The following is a 20,793-nucleotide window of genomic DNA, read 5'->3' as shown; positions in this document are numbered from 1 at the left end:
CCAATTTAGCACAAATCTTTCATAGAATTTTATGCAGCCTCAAGGTAACCAATTGGTGTCATATCACCCAGTGAATCATGGGGTCGCTCATAATTATAAATATCTAACCATTCATCAGTGATTTCTCGTATTTCTTGAAGTGACTCAAACAAGTATAAATCTAGCACCTCTTCACGATAACTTCGGTTAAATCTTTCCACAAAACCGTTTTGATAAGGGCTGCCAGGTTTTATAAACTCAAGCTTGATGTTGTTTTTCATAGCCCGAGCTTCAAGCGCTGTTGAGGTAAATTCTGGGCCATTATCTACTCTAATTTGCTTTGGTTTACCGTGCCAAGCAATGATGTGTTTTAGTGTCCTAATCACTCTATCAGCTGTTAAACTGGTATCAACTTCAATCGCTAATGCTTGTCGATAGTACATTTAATATTCTAAAGCGATGGCCATAGCTTAATGCGTCATTCATAAAACCCATTAACCACGATTCATTATATTGTGTCGGTGCACTTAATGGTTCAGGTGTTCTTGTTGGAACACGGCGCTTTCCCTTACGTCTCAAGTTTAGTTTTAGCATGTTGTAAACGCGTTCAACACGCTTTTTGTTCCAAGGCTTACCCTTATTGCGAAGCCTTTTGAATAGCTTAGGCAGCCCCCACCTTTGATGGCGCTCTACCAGCGCAAGTAATGCGTCGATAACTTCATCATCTAACGGCCGTTTATGTTTGTAATAAAAAGCTGAGCGGCTTAGCCCTGCCACTTCACAAGCAAATGCGACGCTGACGTTAAATTGAGCTCTTAAATGCTCTACCCAAGCTCTACGCCTACTTGTTTTTACAGCTTTTTTGCGATGATATGCTCAAGCATCGAGTACTTTAGGCTAAGCGTTGCAAACAGATCTTTTAGCTTACGGTTTTCTTCTTCAAGCTCTTTGAGGCGTTTAACATCAGACGCTTCCATACCACCATACTTTGAGCGCTATTTGTAAAATGTACTTTGACCGATACCTTGTTTACGGCAAATTTCAGGTACAGGAATACCCGTCTCAGCTTCTTTGATCATACTGACAATTTGAGTTTCGGTGAACTTGCTTTTTCTCATAAGTAGAATTTTCCTATTTTAGTTAATGGAAAATTCTACTTATGAACTGTTTCATTTTTTGGGGGAGTTACATATTGACCACTTCTTTATTCATTTTATAACAGCAAACACCTCGAAATTCGACAACTTATCCAGCCTACGAACAACGAAATCCGTCAAGTTAATCATTCCTATATTTGGTAAATATGTAAACAGTATTACCCAGTTCATTATTGAACAGATAAGATATAAATGACACCTTTGCAATATAAAGAGTGCGCTTTATATTTAATGTATGATGTGTTCTTTATTTTTATAAAAACACGCTCTGCTATAGAGGGCACGCAATGCGCATGCCCTCTAGTGGTTACTAAAAGTTTTCCAACATATACTCTTGTAAATAAACCGTGATTAGTTTGGCATGCTCTGCGCCCACCATCGTATAATGATCCGCGCTCTCGAGCTGTTTAATACTGAGTATATTGATATAACTTTGCCAACCATCCGCCGAAGAGACATGAGCATGATTGTTAGCCGTAATGAGAAGTGCTTTTTCAACACCCGCTTGCAATTGACACTGTGAAAAATTCTCACTGTTTCCCTTGAATGATTTCCAACGCATCAACCAGTCAGACTCACCTATACTCCAATCATCTTGTGCTCTTTTTGCTAGAGTAAACAAAGCACCAAGCGCCTGTTCCTCAGATAACTGTGCAGCATCTTGCAATTGAGCCTGCTCTATCACCACTCCCATAGATTGAGCAAATTGTAACAGAAGGGCCTGCCAACTAACTTGAGCACTGACCTGTTGAGGCAGATAACTGTCGAGCATACTCAATAACACGGGCCCTGTTGACATGTGTTCTAGCTGCTCCTTTACTAAATACGCAATACAGCCTCCCATTGACCAACCACACACCAATAGCTGTGCTGATGTAACGTCAAAATGTTCTAAAAGTGCATTTGCGTAATACTGGCTCTGTTGAGCAACCGATTCATGAACCATTCCCAAGTTTTGAATAATAAACACCTTATCCCAATACATGGAATGAGCCGCGATATCCATAAGCGGTAACGCATCTCCATCCACACCATGGATCAAAACAAGTACTCTATTTCCTTCATCATTTTTGTATGGGATCACCGCCTGATAATGCTCGGCATGACCATTGTTGCCTCCGCTCAAAAATGTCACCATTTGTTCGAGCGTCTGGTAGCGAAATACATCTGCAACAGTGATCTTGGCTCCATATTCAGCTTTCAACCGAACAATCAATGCCAATACTAACAACGAATGCCCACCTAATTCAAAAAAGCTCGCTGCGGTACTTATTGCTGTAACGGGCACTTTAAGTAAATCAGACCAAATAGCGGCTAAACGAAGTTCCTGCTCAGTAATAGGTGCTCGGTATAGCTGTGCAATTAAAGTTTCGTCGGTATCTGGCAAAGCTCTTTTATCTACCTTTCCATTAGCTGTCAACGGCCATTCTTCAACAACAATTAAGGCCCTAGGTATCATGTAATCTGGCAATTTATCAGTCAATGCAGCCTTAACTTTGTCCAACAACTCCAATTTCCCTTGAGCATCAAGTGGCTGATGTGACTTTACATACCCTATGAGCTGCGACTCTCCTGCCAAGTTTTTTGTCATAACAAGTGCTGAGTCAATCCATTCCAGTTGTGTTAATTGTGCTTCAATCTCTCCCAACTCGATCCGAAAACCTCTTACCTTGACCTGCGCATCGTTTCTGCCAATGAACTCCAAATTTCCACACGCTAAACGACGTACGATATCCCCCGTTTTATAAGCCTTTTTTCTATTTGAGAAAGGCAAGGTTACAAATGCCTCATCGGTAAGCTTCTGATTGTTCCAATACCCTTTTGCCACAGTGTCACCCAAGATGTACAGCTCCCCCTTAATTCCGTCGGGACATACATGACCATATTGATCTAATATGTGGCACTGTACCCCTTTAATCGGCTTGCCTATCGGGATATTTGATAATGGTGCGCTATTACTTAAATTATAAGCACTTGCGATAACCGTTGTTTCTGTGGGTCCATAAGTATTGAGCAACTTAGCTTCTTGATTGAAGGATAACCAAGTTTTGCTCAATTTTGCCGATAGTTTTTCACCACCTACGATAAGTAATCTTAATGTCTTAAAATCATCACTATCTAACGCTGAAACATGAGCACACATCACATGAAAAAACGCGGTAGGTAAACTTAAAATAGAAACCTGTTTGTCACGCACGACTTTTGCAAACTGCTCTATATTCATGATTGCTTGTTTGTCTTCAAAAACAAGCGTTCCACCAAAACACAATGAACAGAATAGTTCTTCTACAAAAATATCAAACGACACCGATGAAAATTGCAAAACTCTGTCATGATCATTGACTTCATACACATTCGATGCAGCAGTTAAGTATGCAAGTAGATTATCATGTGTAACCATAACCCCTTTAGGCTTTCCTGTAGAACCCGATGTGTAAGAGATGTAAGCAAGGTTGTCACCACCCACCTGCATATCTAATTCACATTCTAGCTGGCGTGACATAACTTCATGTAAGCGATGCTCACGAACATCCATTACTTGACAGTTTACTCCTGATGGTTGCTCTGCAGCAAACATATCACTGATTAATAGGCGTGGTTGCAAGTCCTCAACAATTAAGTCTAGACGCGCCTGAGTAGTGGTTTTATTGAGTGATACATAGCAAGCACCAATTTTTAATATCGCGAAAATGGCGATAACCAACTGTTCATTCTCAGCCAAGCATAAAACAACTCTATCGCCTTGTTTTACGCCTAAAGATACGAGGTAATGAACAAATTGATTAACCTTTTTGTTCAATTCTTCATACGTAATTTCACATCTAGGTGTTATCACTGCCACTTTTTCTGGCTGCATGATTGCCTGTTGACGTAATAATTCGTGTACTTTTGGATGCCCATTCAAAGACATGTCATCACCTGTCTGAGCAGGTTGTTGAGAGGTTTTATCTTCTACTAGGTGTAGTTCAGACAGATTTTTATGTGGGTTATTGGTGATTTGTTCTAACAAATTAACATAGCAACGGGCCATCAGAGCGATTGTCGATTCGTCAAAAAGTGATGAGTTGTAACACCAAGAAAAGTGATAATTCTCTTTATCAATGATACATGAAACGGATAAATCAAATTTTGACTTAGTTATACTTAATTTAGGGCCCTGAGTATCGTTATTGGATATTTTCTCACTTGGATTATCAATATTATGTGTGGAAAACATAATTTGAAATACTGGTGAATAACTAAGCGATCTGGGTGCGTTAAGATGCTGAATTATTTCATCCAACGGCATTTGTTGATGGCTATAAGCCCCTATGCACACATCTTTGGCCAGCTTGAGCAAATCAGTAAAATTTTTCACATCTGACAAGTCAAAACGCAGCACTAAGGTATTAACAAAAAAACCTATCAGCGATGCGGTTTCCGTTTGCTCTCGGTTAGCAATTGGCGTTGCGAAGACAATATCATTTTCGTGACTCAAACGGCCAAGTAAATATGAAAATACGCCGGATAGCGCCATAAAAGTCGAGGCATTGTTATCGCTACAAATTTTCGATAACCTCGATATAAGCTGCGTCGGTATGGTTAAATCATATAAACACCCAGCGAAACTTTGTACGCTCGCCCTTGGTCTGTCTAAGGGCAAACTGTGTAATGGTGGAACACCATCTAGCTTGTTCGTCCAATAATTAAGGTGCTTTGAAAGGTTATCTCCAGATAAAAACTTTCTTTCCCAATGTGCATAATCAGAAAACTGTAAAGACAGAGTGGGTAATGTATTTGTATCTCCGCTAATATACTCCTCGTACAAAGCTATAATCTCTTTTCTGAATATATTTTGAGACCAACCATCAGATGCAATATGATGTATATTTGCGACTACATAACTTTGCGTGCTACTGATTAGGCACAAATCTACTGTTAAGATTGGGCCATTTTTCAAATCAAAAACATAGTCATTATTTTTTAAAATTACAGCTTCAGCTTTGTTATTTGAGACCGCTCGTTCATACTGTGTAAAATCATGAATGGTTATTTTAGCGGAGCATGTTCTTTTTATTATTTGGTAAATATCACCGTCTGACTCTTCATAGCACGTTCTCAGAATCTCATGTCTTTCAATCAGCTTATTAAAAGCATATGCAAATGCCTCTGTATTAACAGCAAAGTTAATAGAAAACCCATCAATAATATTATAGTTGCTACTATCGCCTTCAAGTTGATTGATAAACCATAACCTCTGTTGTGAAAAGCTAGCTGGTGCCAGTTGAGCGTTTGAATTTATATTTAAGAATTTATATAAATTTATTATATTCAACTTTTCACTTTTCAGCGCTTCCTTATCCAGTGGAAGTAAAGGGCCTTTAGTTACCTTTATGGATAGTTTGTCTTCACCAGCATCAATAATAAAACCTCTTTCCTTGAAGTCTATTAGCATTTTAAATAAATTCATATATACACAACCTCTGTACCAGTATCATTTGATGGTTTATCTGACTCAATTGGATTGGACAGTTTCAGATCAACAAGCTCACTGTGTGCCGCTAAAGACCCTGCACTGACAATATCTTGAAATAATAGGTCTATATTAAATGCTTTATTTATTTCTTTTATAAGGTAAATAAGAGAAATTGAATCCCCACCTAAATTCATATAATTATCATTTAAAGAGAGCTCTCTAGCAATATTTAGGTTATTTTGCCAAAGTTCCTCTAGGGTTTTTTGCGTTTTACTATGCGCTTTTAATATATGTGCACTGAATCTTATTACAGGTTTAGGTAGAGCTTTTTTATCTACCTTACCATTTTCCGTAAGCGGGAAATCATCAAGAAATGTCATTGATGATGGAACCATATAATCTGGTAGATATGCCTTTAGAAAAGTAAGCAATTCATCCTCGCTCACCTTTGCATCATACTTGACCTTTACATAAGCTGCGATTTGCTCATGTGAATCATGCTGAATATTTAGTGCAATCACAGAATCATCGACGTCCTTATGACTGTTAATAACAGATTGTACCTCCGTTAATTCTATGCGATAGCCTCTTATATTCACTTGTTCATCTTGTCGACCAAGATATTCAATATTACCATCTTGTAAATATCTGGCGATGTCGCCCGTTTTGTATAAAATGGTTTGCTCGCCGTTGTCACACATCAAAGAGAAGAACTTTTCCCCAGTCTGCTCTTGATTACCTAAGTATCCTACCGACAAACTATTACCACTAATATATAAATCACCGGCTTGTTCCACCTCACAGGCCTTTAGGCTGTCATCAAGAATATGAATTGCGACATTACCAATGGGCTGACCGATGGGGACACTGCGATGATCGGTCAAGTTTTTACAATCAAAGGATGTGACTTCCACTGTTGCCTCTGTGGGGCCATACATATTCAACAATCGCGTATCTGGCACACATTGATAAAAACGTTCCACATGATTAATCTGTAGCGCTTCACCACTACAAATTACACACTCCACACTCTTCGAAAAGCCTGTTCCTTCATGCTGCAAATACACCTGCAACATAGAAGGAACAAAATGTACGATATTGATTTGGTACTTGGCCAAAACGTAACTGATGTAGACCGGATCTTTATGGCCCTCAGGCTCTGCAATAATGAGGCTCGCACCATAACACAACGTCCAAATTAGCTCTCGAATAGAAACATCAAAGTTGAATGGTGTTTTGAGTAATACGCTGCTCCCAAAGGTTATTGGGTGAACATCTTGCATGCCGATGACATAGTTATACAAGGCGGAATTATCAATCATAACGCCTTTTGGCTTACCCGTTGTCCCTGAGGTATACATAATATAGGCAAGATCGCAATCAGGGTTATGTACCTTCGCCAGCTTTGCTATTCTTTGCAATAGCACAACCTTTTGTTCATCTATTTGCGCGACATTAAACCCTGTTTGATAAGACGAGCGGTACTCGTGCTGAGCTAAAATATAGTTACAACCAGCATTTTGTATCATGTACTGTTGTCTATCTAAAGGTAGCGAAGGCTCAATCGGCAAATATACGCAGCCGGCCTTTAAAACCCCCCAAATACAACTGACCATCTCTGGTGAACGATCCATGATAACAGCGATAACCTGACCTCTATCTATATTTGCAGCACTAATGGACGAAGCAATATCACTCGACCAGGCAGCGATCTCTGAGTATCGATAGTTACGCCCCTGATACACTAGGCATACTTGTTCAGGTGCTTGTTCAACACTTTTGTTGAATAAATCACAAACGTTACTCATAGATAAGGCACCATGCATTCTACACTGGCAATCATATTTCAACCTCATCATGTACCGTGTTGTTTTGATTGTAGATACTTTCAACTTGCTGATTTTCTGAGCCTGTATCACACTGCTTTTGCTCTATGAACAAAGCTTGCTCCTTTATTGATATATGGTTAAAAATATCAATAACTTGCAGCGTGACTTGAAACTGCGCTTTAATCTTTTCTATCAACTTGATAGATAAAAGAGAGTGGCCACCCAATGCGAAGAAGTTGGCTGTTGTGCTGACTCTATCTGTTTCAATGTTGAGAATGCTCGACCAAATGACTTGAAGTGCTTGTTCCAATTTTGACTCAGGTGCAACATAGTGCTCTTCAGCACTTAGCAGATCACCTAACTCCATATCAGATAGCGCTTTTTTATCTATTTTTCCATTATTTGTCAGAGGCCAATCTGTTACTACTTTCAAAATAGTTGGGATCATGTACTCAGGTAACTTGGTCTGTAAGTCAAATTTAATCTGTGTGACAAACGCCAGTTTAACTTCATCAGCCAAGTTCAAATTAGGCTTAATATAACCTATCAACTGCTTGGTACCTGCAATCTCCTTCGCTATAACCACTGCAGAGTCAATCGTCTCTAGCGTAACTAGTTGTGACTCCACTTCTCCCAGCTCAATTCTATAGCCTCGAACTTTGACTTGATCGTCCACCCGACCGATAAACGCCAAATTCCCATCAGGCAAATAGCGAACAAGGTCGCCCGTTTTATAGATACGACCGTATATCGATTCAATAAAGCTATGTTTGGTAGTGTCAACTAAACCTAGATACCCCCTAGCCAAAGTATCTCCTGCGATATACAGCTCTCCTATAGCACCGACCGTCACCGGACATAATTTTTCGTTTAAAATATAAGTGCGATAGCCTGGCAGTGGCACACCTATCGGCGCCATCGGATCTGAGAAGTCTTGATTTTCATCAATGAGTAAGCCGGTGGCTACAACTGTCGTTTCAGTGGGCCCATAACCATTATGAATGGTCAAAGTCGGCCTGATTTTTTTCATAGCTTGTAATTTGCTATACACAATTGGCTCAGCACCCACTACCACATGTTGTAAACTTGCGCAGCATGCACTGCTTGACGACATCGCGTTCGTAAGCGGCTCTATCATGGAAGAGTGAATGAATGACAATGTTATTTGATGCTCATCTAGGCACTGTACAAACTGCTCAGGCTGCAATCTTGTTTGTTTATGAATCACAAATACTTGCCCAGCGCAGTACAAGGGTAACAGGCTTTCAAGCACTGATACGTCAAACCCAACATTGCCCCACCAAGAGCCTTTTGGACTGTCTCCTACACCCAGCATATTGCGCATACCATGCAAGAAGCTAGCTAAGGACTTGTGTTCGATCATGACTCCTTTTGGTTTACCTGTAGAACCTGATGTATAAATCACATATGCTAAATCATCGGCCTGTGCGTCATGGGGCACAAACGGCTCTGACATGCTCACAGGCTCCTTACCTAGCAGGTAAGTTTGACGGCACAAAGAGGCTATTTTAGAGTTTGTCACTTCGTCAGTTATAACAATTGGAGACTGCGTATTTTCCACAATAAAACGGCAGCGCTCTTCGTTTAGCTCATAGTCTAAAGGCGTATAAGCGGCCCCGAGCTTCCACACCGCTAATATCGCCACTAACCAATGACTTGTTCGCTCCAATGAGATAGCAACAATATCCCCTTGCTTAACACCCTGTCGCCTGATCTCTACTGCAAGTATTGATGATGCCAAATCTAATTGCGCATAGGTCAGTTGAGTATGCTTATCTTCAACAGCAATTCGATTTTCATGCGTGTTAACATGACGATAGAAAGTACAAGGGAACAGCGAAGGAGTAGGGTTTTCACCTCCTAGTTGCCATTCATCGAGTAATTTACGCTCGTTATCAGATAGCACTTCTAGCATATAAGCATTCTGCTCAGCGCTATTAACCGCCTGATTAATTAAAATTAGTATCCCATTCAAATAAGTATGAACACGCTGCTCACTAAACAGTGCATCATTATAATTTAGCGCTATCGTAACTTGGTCATCTTGTTCAATGATATTGAAAGTTATTTCAAACTTACTGGTACTATTACCCAAATTCATCAGCTCAAATGCGCCCACACCAGCCTCACCTTGCGAGGCAACGCCGACATTTTTAGAATAGTTATAACACAGTTGAAATAGTGGAGAAGTTGCCAATGTTCTATCCGGTTGTAATTTCTCAACGATGAGATCAAAGGGTACAAACTCATTGGCGTAAGCATCTAGCAAAGTACTTTGACATTGAGCAAGGTGTTGGCTGAACGACACATTGCTGTCAACCTGATGGCGTAGCACTAAGGTATTTACAAAAAAGCCAAGTAAGTTTTCAAATCGTACATCTTGGCGCCCTGAAACGACCGTTCCAAGTACGATGTCTTTATCACCACTCAAACGTGCTAGATAGAGCGTTAGGATAGAGTAGAAAAACGCATTGGTCGTGATGCCTTGGGGTCGACATAAAGTTTTTATTTGTTCTAGCTGCTCTTTGTTTAGAGTTGCAGACAATGTCTTTCCGTTAAACGTTTGCTGTGCTTTTCTTGGATAGTCTAAAGGTATTTTATGTACTGGCGGCGCATCTTTGAGCTGCTCTAACCAATAATTAATTTGCGAATCTATCGCGCCCTGGGTGATGCGGTTACGCTGCCAATTTGCAAAATCACTGTATTGATAGTTGATGTCTGGCAATTTTGCAGAGTCGTTTTTTAAGGCTGCATGGTAAAATGCCATCATCTCTTTGACAAATATTTCAGCAGACCAACCATCCATAATGATATGGTGAAAAACGCAAATGATAATCTGACTATCTGAATCTAATTCAACCAAAGAAAAGCGAAAAAGCGGACTTTTCTCCAAGTTGAATCGATATCCAACTTCAGCGCTAATGAATTCGTGCAGCAAGCTATCTTGCCTCTCTCCAGCTGAACTAAGATTGATGACTTTTCTATTAACCTTATATTCAGGCTCAATCTCTTGGCATAGCGTGTCATTACTTTGAGAGAAGCTTGTACGTAACACCTCATGGCGCTCAATCACTTTATCAACTGCATCAAATAGCAATTCACTGTTAAGTCGCCCGTTGGTTTTATACGCAAAAGGGATGTTATATTGACCTATGTCCTCACTTTGGATCATATTCAAGAACCACAGTCGTTGCTGACTATATGACTGGAGTGAACGCTTATTAGTCGGCTGCCGCGGCGCACCTTCAACCAACTTGATCATAGCATCCATATTTGCTTTGATATTTTCCTTAAGCTCTGGCGTCATTGCACCTTTGGGTGCTTTAAAACGTAGTTTTCCATTTTCTACATATATATGGATCCCTTTGGCGAGGGCTTGTTCTAATAATTCTTGTTCCACTATCTTCGCTCTCAATATGCTAAATCTTATACATTGAATGGTGTTCTAAAACTCTTCGTCTTCAAACTCTAACTCATCATCATAAACACTTATATGTGGTGCGAGCGTTTCTATACGTGCGCATAGGGATTCTATGGTTGGGTTTTCAAATACATCCCTTACAGTCAGCTCCGTCTTATAATGCTCTCGAATACGATTGACTAGTCTCGTTACTAAAAGTGAATGGCCACCGAGCTCAAAAAAGTTATTGTCAATCCCGAGTGTTATGACACCTAATAGCCCTGTCCAAATATCACACATATCCTGCTGCTGGGAAGTCTGCGCAGGCTTTATGTTGGTGCACAGAGATAAGTTGGGTTCAGGTAACACTTTTATATTAACTTTACCGCTTGCATTGATTGGCAATTTCTCAAGCCATTCATAGTGTGAAGGCAACATATACTCAGGGAGACTTTTCGCAATCAGCTCATTAATCACCTTTTGATGCTCATCCACTGGCAATTCTGATGTATTAGACACAACGTAGGCAATGAGCATAGGACCTTGCTGAGGATGCTCAAATAAGGTCACCGCAGCATCCTTTACTGTTTCGACCGATATAATTTGTGTTTGGATTTCACCGAGCTCAATACGATAGCCTCGCAATTTTACTTGGCCATCCATTCTTCCTAAGTAACGCAACTGGCCATCATTATCGTAACGCACTAAATCCCCAGTGCGATAGATACGCTTCGTTTCACCAAACAATGATACATCAACAAATTGTTTCTCAGTCTGCTCAGAACGATTTAAATAACCTCGTGCTAAACCCGTTCCAGCGATACATAGTTCACCAACCGCCCCCATGGGCGCTAAACGCTCGCCATTTAACACAAAGCCTTGCACATTTGGTAAGTACTTTCCGATCACGGGCATATCGATATCCTCGGTGATCTGTACCAAGGTGGCATCTACACACGCCTCTGTTGGGCCATAAACGTTTACAGCAGCCTTGTGCGTTCTCTCACTCCAACTTTGTAGTTGTTTCCACACATCCATGTTGATTGCCTCACCACCAATCACCAAGGAGGGCAATTGTTCACTTATGCCACTATCAAACCACTGTTTGAGTTGCGTCGGTGTACTGTCAACAATGCTCACTTGATGTGTATTTAGGTACTTGATCAGTAACGTTGGTTCTTGACGTAAATGCTCTGGCACAAGAACAAGTGCACTCCCAAAAGCAACCTGGCTAATAGCCTGCAGTGATGCGTCAAAACAATACGTTGCATTCCAGCCCCAGCGGCTTAAATCAGCGTAACTGAGTAGTAGCTGATCGCGTAGCGACTGCCCCAAATTCGCAAGTGCTTTATGCTCTACACAAACGCCTTTGGGGTTACCGGTGGATCCAGATGTATAAATGATATAAGCCAAGTCATGAGGCTGAGTATGATATTCAGTCAATACAACTGAATCTCCTCGTTGAATTAACTCTTCAGTTGAATAGATAGCAATGTGAACTGCTTTAGGTAAAAAGGCCTTATTATCTGAAATTACCAAGTTTGGCTTAACGTCACTAAACATAAACTCAACGCGCTGCATCGGTAAGTTAGAGTCAATCGGTACATAAGCCGCACCAACACGCCATACCGCCAAAATGCTAATTAACCAAAGTGGTGAGCGTCGTAAATGCAATGCGACAACCGTATTTTGTGTAATACCTGACGCCTGCAAGCCAGCCGCCAACTGCTCCACCTTTACAGCTAGTTCTTTATACGTATAACTATCTTCACCGTGAACCAAAGCTATGCTGTCAGGTTTATGTCTTAACTGGTTATCGAAGTGCCACATAATAGTGTCATGTTTGAGCTGGCTTTGCGCCCCCAAACTGAGTTGCTTTATTCGTGTGATCAGTTCACCTGAGTCCAAATCGACCTGCGCAATACTTTGGTGTGGCTTTTCAATGATAGAAACAAGCGTGTTAACGAATTGCGTCATTATGCGCTGTATGGTTTTTTCTTCAAATAGCCCTTTGTTATACATAAAATCAAAAGACATCATATTGCTTGAATCACGCACTGTCACACTCAGATCAAACTTACTAAACTGACTATTTAGTTGCAGCCGGTTTACTGTCAAGCCTTTGAGTGATAACTCACTTTTCTCAAAGTTGTTAATAGCAAACATCACTTGAAATATTGGGCTATGCAGTGGATTTCGAGCAGGATTGAGCAATTCAACAAGTGAGTCGAATGGCATTAGCTCATTCGAGATATCTTCCAGTACGTTTTTTTTGTTTCTTTGTAAAAATGTCAAGCACGATTCATGCTGGTTAAACTGAGTACGCAGGGCAAGTGTATTGGTAAATAACCCAATAAGCCCTTCTAACTGCCTGATTGGTCTGCCCGCAATAGGAGAGCCAACAACCACATCATCCTGACCACTCAAACGAGAAAGTAGTAAGCTAAACGCCCCCTGAGTCAGGTTAAACATCGTCATTTTATGTTCGTAACAAAATGCTTGTAGTCGTGTGTACAACTCAGGTGCTATTTCTTTCACACAGCTTGCCGCCGCGTTACCAGTTTGCTTTGTACGAGGTCTATCCTGAGGGAGCTCCAATACCTGAGGGGCGCCACATAAACGCTGTAACCAATAGCTTTTCAGTGCTTCACCCCGTTCATCACTGAGAATTTGTTGCTGCCAATACGCATAGTCAAAATAACTAATTTCTAAGTCGCTAAGTGGTGTTTTATGTCCTTCCAGAAAGCCGTTGTAAAGTGCCCTAAACTCTGACGTAATTACACCCTGCGACCACCCATCAAATGCAATATGGTGAATGTTTAGGATCAACATAGAAGCTCGCTCGTTCATCACTATCAGATGAGCACGCAGAAGGTAATCACTTTCTAGATTAAATTGGTAGGCGGCCTCTTGACGGGCTATTGCCATCATTTGCTGCTCTTGTTCAGGCACATGATGAAGCGCACTTTGTGTCAGTGAAAAACCATCACAACTTTGTGTTATCAGTTGCGCATCTTCTTGTTTATCCACAAAGTTGGTTCTCAATATTACGTGTCGATTCACAATCTCTTTGAGCGCAAACTCTAGTGCAACTTTATCTAATTGCCCTTCAAGCTTAAGTAACATCGTTATATTGTACTGAGGACTGCCACCAAGTTTATCAATAAACCATAAGCGCCTTTGCGCCGATGACATCACTTTTTTTGCGAAAGGGCGAGCGATGATTCTATTTACATCCACTTTACTGGCATTAGATATTTTACAAGCCTGCTGTTGTATTGTACTTGCCTCAAACAGCTGCTTTAAAGATAACCTGACACCACATTGTGCTTCTATATAGTGAGCAAGCTTTAAAGCCTGTACTGAACTGCCACCAGATTCAAAGAAGTCTGCACTAATGCTCAACGTTGACTCGTCAAGCGATAATACTGTGGACCAAATATGCACTAGTTCTTTCTCTAGAACAGTGGTCGCTTTTACAACCTTTTGCTCCAGCTCAGACAACTTCAATGCACCATAATCTATTTTGCCACTGGAAGATACGGGCATAGTGTGAAGTAGCTCAATCCGGTTCGGAACCATATATGCGGGAAGATGTTCAACACAGTGGTGCAATACATCCTCTTTGAGTGACGGCTCATTATCATTGGCGAGAATAAAACCAACAATGCTATGACTACCGCCGTTTTCAAAGCTCTTCACCGCCGCGATGGAAACTTTTTTACAACGGTTTAGCACCTGTTCTATATCTTCCAACTCAATCCTAAAACCATTCACTTTTATTTGCTTATCAACACGCCCTAAATATTCTATCTCTGCGAACTCATTGATTCTGGCCAGATCGCCTGTTTTATATGCTTGGATAATAGCGCCCTGATAACATATCTTGACAAATGCCTGTGCGGTCTGTTCAGAGTTGTTAAAATAACCCAGCCCCAAACAGTCTCCAGCAATATAGAGTTGCCCAGCGACACCGACTGGCAGCAACTGTTTCGCTTCATCTAGAACAAACGCTTGTACGTTTTGCATCGGTTTACCAATAGGCACAACACCATTGATGGCTTCTGGTATGCGTTTGAATATCACCCCGATTGAAGTTTCTGTTTGACCGTACGCATTGTAGTACTGAATATTTGGCAGATGTTTTCTACAATTTTGTACGAGCATGAGCCCAGACGCTTCTCCTCCTACGATCAATGTCTTTAAGTGCTCCAGTCGAGCACTCAATGAAGGGTTCAATGCCAGATAATCCAGTAGCAAAGATAGAGTGCTAGGCGTAAAGTCTGTACACGATATATGATATTCAAGCAATAAGCTGATTATCTCGCTAACATCTAAACCATTTTTAAACTCAGGCAAAACACAACAGCCGCCGTGCATCAGCGGCCAAAAAAACTGCCAAATTGAAGAATCAAGACAGTGATGGGTCGTTTGTAATACTCGCTCTTTTTCTACAAATTTGAAGGTTTGCTCCATGTAACTGAGGCGATTTACAATACCTTTGTGGCTATTAACAGCGCCTTTTGGGAGCCCAGTGGTGCCCGAGGTATGGATCACATATATCGGTGATTCACTGCTCACCGAAATACCCAAAGCAGCCCTTTCATCCAGTGCATTAATATCGACGTTAATTCTTTGTGCACATAGTTTGATATGACTTAGCGATAAACTTGTTTGGCTTAGTAATACCTTTGTCTTGAGATTGGCTAGCATTGCCTCTAAACGTGAAGCTGGCGTATTCGGATCTAAAGGAGAAAACGCAGCGCCGGTTTTCATCACAGCCAAATAGCTCACAAGCACTTCTAAACCGCGTTCCATGACAATAGGAACGATTTCACCAGCTGCAATGCCACTGGAATACAAAGTGTAAGCAAGCTTGTTAGCTTTACCATCTAATTCACTATAGGTGAGAAGTTTGCCATTAAACGCAGCAGCAATATCATTTGGAGTTTTCACAACCTGGCGTTCAAATAGCTCGTGCACACACAGGTGCTTCTCGTAATCTTTCGTGGTGTTGTTTAATTTGGCGATCGATTCTAAGTCATACTTCGGTAAGATAGACAAGTTCGCAACTTTTAAACTATCAACACTGATAGCATCTTGAAGTAGCGAAACATAACTTTCCAACAATCTCTCTATGGTGCCGCGATTAAAAATGTCTGTGGCGTAGTTGCAGCTTAGGTAATACTGGCCATGATAATCACTGACGGAGAACTCAAGATCAAAACGTGTTTGAGAAGTGTTCACTGGGTGTACTTCAGTCTGAACCCCCTCTAAATCAATAAGCCTTTCATCCTTGTTTTGCATCGAAAAGAGAATTTGGAATAACGGAGAAAACTGTGATGAGCGCTTCAGGCGAAGTGCTTCTAAAACCGACTCAAACGGATAGCCTCGCTGACCTAGTATGGCTTCAATACGACTTTTTTGTTGCGCTAAAAGCGCAGTGAAAGTCTGTGCGGGATCAAACTGACAGCGTATTGCTAGCATGTTGATAAATAGCCCCAAAACGCCCCCAACTTGGTGATGCTGACGCCCAGACACTGCGGTCCCAATCACCACGTCCTGACTATTACTCCATCGCCCTACAAGTACAGACAGCGCGGTATGGAAGAAACTGAAAGTCGTCGTGTTTTGCCCTTTTACCCACTTTCTAATTTGCTCTGATGTTGTCAGAGCTAGCACCTTGTTTATTCGCTTTGCATCACCACTTTGTAACTGGGGACGCTGACGATCGAGCGGTAACTTATGTACTTTTGACGCATCTCGTAGCTGTTCTTGCCAAAATACTTGTTGTGACTCGACGTTACTTTGTTGTTTTAGCCACAAAGCGTAGTCCAAATAATCTATTTGCAATGGTGTAAGTTCGGGGCTACGACCATGTAAATAGGCGTTGTAACATGTATTCAACTCTTTGGTTAGAATATCAAATGATAACGCATCAAATAGAATATGATGTGTCGTAAAAATTAATACCCATTGCTGGGCGTCAGTCTGATATATGTGGACTTTGAATAAGGGTCCTTGTTCCAAATCAAAACGGTGATTAGCATGTTCAACAATCAACTCTTTTATCCGCGACGATGTCATATCAAGCTTTTCAATGACCTCTAATTGCGGCCCGTTGTCATTACAAACATATTGTTGTAATTCACCTGAAACGACTTTAAAAAGGCTTCTTAGCGTATTATGGCGATTAAAAATATGCTCTAACGTTTTTTCTAGTATGTCTAGTTTAAGGTAGCCTTTGAGCGTTAGCACTTTGCACATATTATATACATGGCTATTTTGCGCTAAGTTATGCGCCGTCCAAATACGGCACTGAGCAGCACTTGCTGGCACAGGTTGGTCTTTATGTAATCGAGAGGGGATAGTCTGTGTACGCTTGATAGACTTGGTCAAATCAGAGTCACCAGATAATACTGCTATTATTTCTTCTTTATGTGTTTGAATAAGTGCTTTTAGATCTGCAGGAAAAGTCTTGCTAATCAACTTAAAGCCTAGTTTGCCATCTTCAACGTATAGCAGCACACCTTGAGATTTGGCCTGTTTAATGATGTCCAATATAGTTATCATAACCACCCCTCATCTGTGACAACTTCGTTTCCTTCTAACGCTGAATTCAGCTCCGAAACCGTGCGTATTTTATCGATTACATGTACTAGTTCGGCCAGGCTTGGATTTTCAAAAAAGACATGTATAGGCAAAGAGATCGACCATTGCGCCTCACAAATAGCCAGTAATTTTAAAACTTTAAGGGAATCCCCTCCGAGCGCAAAAAAGTTCGCAAAGCGACTGATAGCCTTGGCTTCTAACGCTAATACTGCAGCCCACCATTGACACATTATCAGTTCGCTTTTATTAGCAGGTGCAACATATTCAACGCGTGATGGTTGAAGTTCCACAGCTGGTAAACGTTTTCTGTCCAGTTTTCCAGATGGTGTTTTAGGCAACTCAGGCAGCAGAGTATAAACCGTCGGTATCATGTACTGCGGTAAGCGCTGTTGAAGATAACTGCGAAGCTGATCCGCTACGGTTTCTTCATGTTCTTGAATGACAATGAATGCACTTAAAAACGGTGATTCACTTTGCCCTTCGATGGCAACTGCAGCTTCTTTAACACTTGAATGAGTGACTAAACAAGATTCAATTTCACCAAGCTCAATTCTAATCCCTCGAAGCTTTGCTTGATTGTCTTTACGACCGACCACTCGGATCTGCCCATTCGGTAGAAAAAGCCCTAAATCCCCAGTGTGGTATCTAACGGTATGAGTGGTCACTTCGAATGCCTGCTCAGTTTTCTGAGGATTATTGAAATATCCCTTAGCAACGTATGGGCTTTCTATCACCAGTTCGCCTATTTCAAAGTAGCGGCAAGGACGTGGCGCATTTGAGTTCTGACACAATTCTATATGCAGCTTTATACCCGGCAATTGAGTACCAATTGTCGCAATTGACTCGATGTTTAACTCTTTTAAAGGCACAACCCATTGTGCTGCCATGGTGCATTCAGTCGGTCCATAGCCGTTGAACAATAAACACTGCGGTGCAAATCGAGTCATTGCTAATTTAAAATCATGTTCAGTGACAGGCTCACCACCAAAGACCAGCGCTCGGATATGGCTGAACAGACGCGGGTGTTCTTCAAAGACATATCTAAATACAGTTGGCGTACTGTGATATACAGAAACATGATGTGCTTCAATGTTTCTAACAATGGTTTCAGCACGGCTATTCTTGATGTCACAAATCACTAAACTGGCACCGCTAAATAGCGTTGCAAAGATATCCATCACAGACGCATCAAAGCTTACGCCTGCCAATAACAACACGTTATCGCAAGCACTTAACTCCAAACGTTCGCTGTAAGTCTGTCCATGAAAAGCCAAGTTTCGATATGATTGCATCACCCCTTTAGGGCGACCTGAAGAGCCTGACGTGAATAGAATATACGCGATGGCATCTCCTGCAGGAACACTAAACTGTGTTTCCTCACTTGCAATCCCTTTTGTACCAACAAGAACCTGTAACTGTTCGCTATTCAGTGCTAAACTATTTGCTTGGTCATACTTACATTCACTGGCAAGCAAAGTGCTACACTGTGCTTCATGGCAAAGCTCTGATAGTCGCTCCTTTGGATGATAGGGATCTAAAGGCACATAGGTTAAGCCGGCTTTTATACATGCCAACATAGCAATAATCACTTCATTGCCGCTTGGGAACAATAGCGCGACATTGCCGCTGATGTTCATTGTCATCAACTGTGCAGCAAGATTGTCAGTACGCTGCCATAAATCTCGATAGCTTAACTGTCGCTCTCCATCAATAATGGCTATGTTACCCGGAGCTGCTTGGACAACTTTTAACAAACGTTCACATGGACCTTCATTGTTGGATATTACAGGCTCGGAACGATGCTCTGCGCGAGTGAAAACTTCAAGCGCATCAATATGTATGTCCGGTTCAGCAATAATCTGTTGTATCAATGATACAAACTGTGCGCTGACAAAATCTATCGTCTTATCGTCAAACAACTCAGCGAGATACAACCAGTCGAATATAATATTTCCATCCACTTCCCGAGCGTATAGGTTCAGTTCAAAACGCATTAAATCTATATCACTGTCCTGAACGTTTAGCTCTAACCCCTCAACATGAAACTTAAGTTCATCATTATTTTGAAACGCGAACCATATTTGGAAAACTGGGCTATACAGACTTTCGTTTGGCAGGTTCAGTGCGGCTTTTAGGCTATCAAATGGATAAGCCTGGTGTGACAAATCTTTCGCTAAGTCAATTCGGTTGCGCTGCAAAAAATCGACAAAGCACTCTTGTGAGTCAATTTGGGCTCTCAATGCTAGCGCATTGGTAAAACAACCGATCGTGTTATGGTACTGCTGATCAATACGACCTGAAACAGGCGTGCCCATCACGATATCTTGCTGATTTGACCATAGACTCAATAACCAACTAAAGCTCGTTTGTAGTAACATGAACATGCTAACATTCTGTGCTTGGGCAAACTGGTTCAACTGCGCTGACAATGTTCGATCAAGGCGCATGTGCTTTCTTTTAGTTGGTCCTTTTTGCGGCGATCGTTTAGTTTTTAGCGGCAGGCTATGAACGGGTGGAATGTTCGCAAGGCGATTAGTCCAATATCGCTCTAACTCAATCCCCTTGAGTTCTAGCAACGCCTGCTCATTCTCAACATGTTGATAAAACTGAGCAACCTGTGTCATGGAAACCGACTGCTGCTTTTGTATCGATTGATAGTATTGAGTCAACATATTGAAAAAAATTCCAATTGACCAACCATCTACAGCAATATGGTGAAAGTTAAACTGAATAGTGTGATCTAAATCTGCGCGTTTTACTATCAACACCCTGATAGGTAACTGCTGCGTTAGGCGAAATGGCGTGCGATTGAAACGTGCACAATGCTCCTGAGTTTGTTGATCAGGTTTAGTCTGTTGCGAAACATCAACAAACTCAATATCAACATTTACATCATTCGCCCTGAATGCCCAAACTTCACCATCTTCCATATCAAAGTAGCAATGCAAACTACTATGCGCCGTAATGACATTATCAATGGCTTGTTCTAACACTGAGATATCCAGCTCCCCAATCGCTTTTATCGCGACGGGGATCACGTAATCATAGCTATTTTCAGCAAACCGTTGTGCCAACCAAATAGGCTTTTGGGCGTATGAAAGGCGCCACTTATCTGGTGTAGAGTTCCTCTCTTCATCAAGCAGTAATTCAATGATTGCACTTTTGTTAAGCTTAACCGCTTGAATAACTTCTGACGTCATCGTGCCTTTTTCAGCACGACATTTCAATTCTCTATTTTCCAAGTAAAAATGGATGTTGCACGCTGCTAATTGCTTCATCCACTGAGCGAGATTATGACTAGACAAATTTCCGTACCTAAACTTTTAATTATTATTATTT

At 41.2% G+C, this 20,793-nt stretch carries 5 protein-coding genes and 1 pseudogene; all 6 read right to left on the bottom strand.

Annotated features, from left to right (window positions below):
• Positions 1–29 precede the first annotated feature (29 nt).
• Positions 30–1,097: pseudogene (locus J8L98_RS10890) on the bottom strand (IS3 family transposase).
• A 349-nt stretch (positions 1,098–1,446) separates the two neighbouring features.
• Entirely contained in the window at positions 1,447–5,586 is a 4,140-nt protein-coding gene (locus tag J8L98_RS10885; RefSeq protein ID WP_210996428.1) for a non-ribosomal peptide synthetase, read from the bottom strand.
• Complete coding sequence (locus J8L98_RS10880; RefSeq protein ID WP_210996427.1) at positions 5,583–7,400, bottom strand: non-ribosomal peptide synthetase; 1,818 nt, start codon at positions 7,398–7,400, stop codon at positions 5,583–5,585. Before J8L98_RS10880 ends, J8L98_RS10885 begins: the two co-directional genes overlap by 4 nt.
• Before the next feature lie 31 nt (positions 7,401–7,431).
• Positions 7,432–10,842 (bottom strand): non-ribosomal peptide synthetase, encoded by a 3,411-nt coding sequence (locus J8L98_RS10875; RefSeq protein ID WP_210996426.1) that lies wholly within the window; start codon positions 10,840–10,842, stop codon positions 7,432–7,434.
• 45 nt (positions 10,843–10,887) lie between these two features.
• Entirely contained in the window at positions 10,888–17,415 is a 6,528-nt protein-coding gene (locus J8L98_RS10870) for a non-ribosomal peptide synthetase (RefSeq protein WP_210996425.1), read from the bottom strand.
• Positions 17,412–20,759: a non-ribosomal peptide synthetase gene (locus J8L98_RS10865; RefSeq protein ID WP_210996424.1), complete on the bottom strand. Its 3,348-nt coding sequence runs from the start codon at positions 20,757–20,759 to the stop codon at positions 17,412–17,414. The genes J8L98_RS10870 and J8L98_RS10865 overlap by 4 nt, the downstream gene beginning before the upstream one ends.
• Positions 20,760–20,793: the final 34 nt, after the last annotated feature.

The organism is Pseudoalteromonas sp. MMG013, from assembly GCF_018100885.1.
GTDB lineage: Bacteria > Pseudomonadota > Gammaproteobacteria > Enterobacterales > Alteromonadaceae > Pseudoalteromonas > Pseudoalteromonas aurantia.
This window is presented reverse-complemented; position numbering and strand designations above follow the sequence as displayed.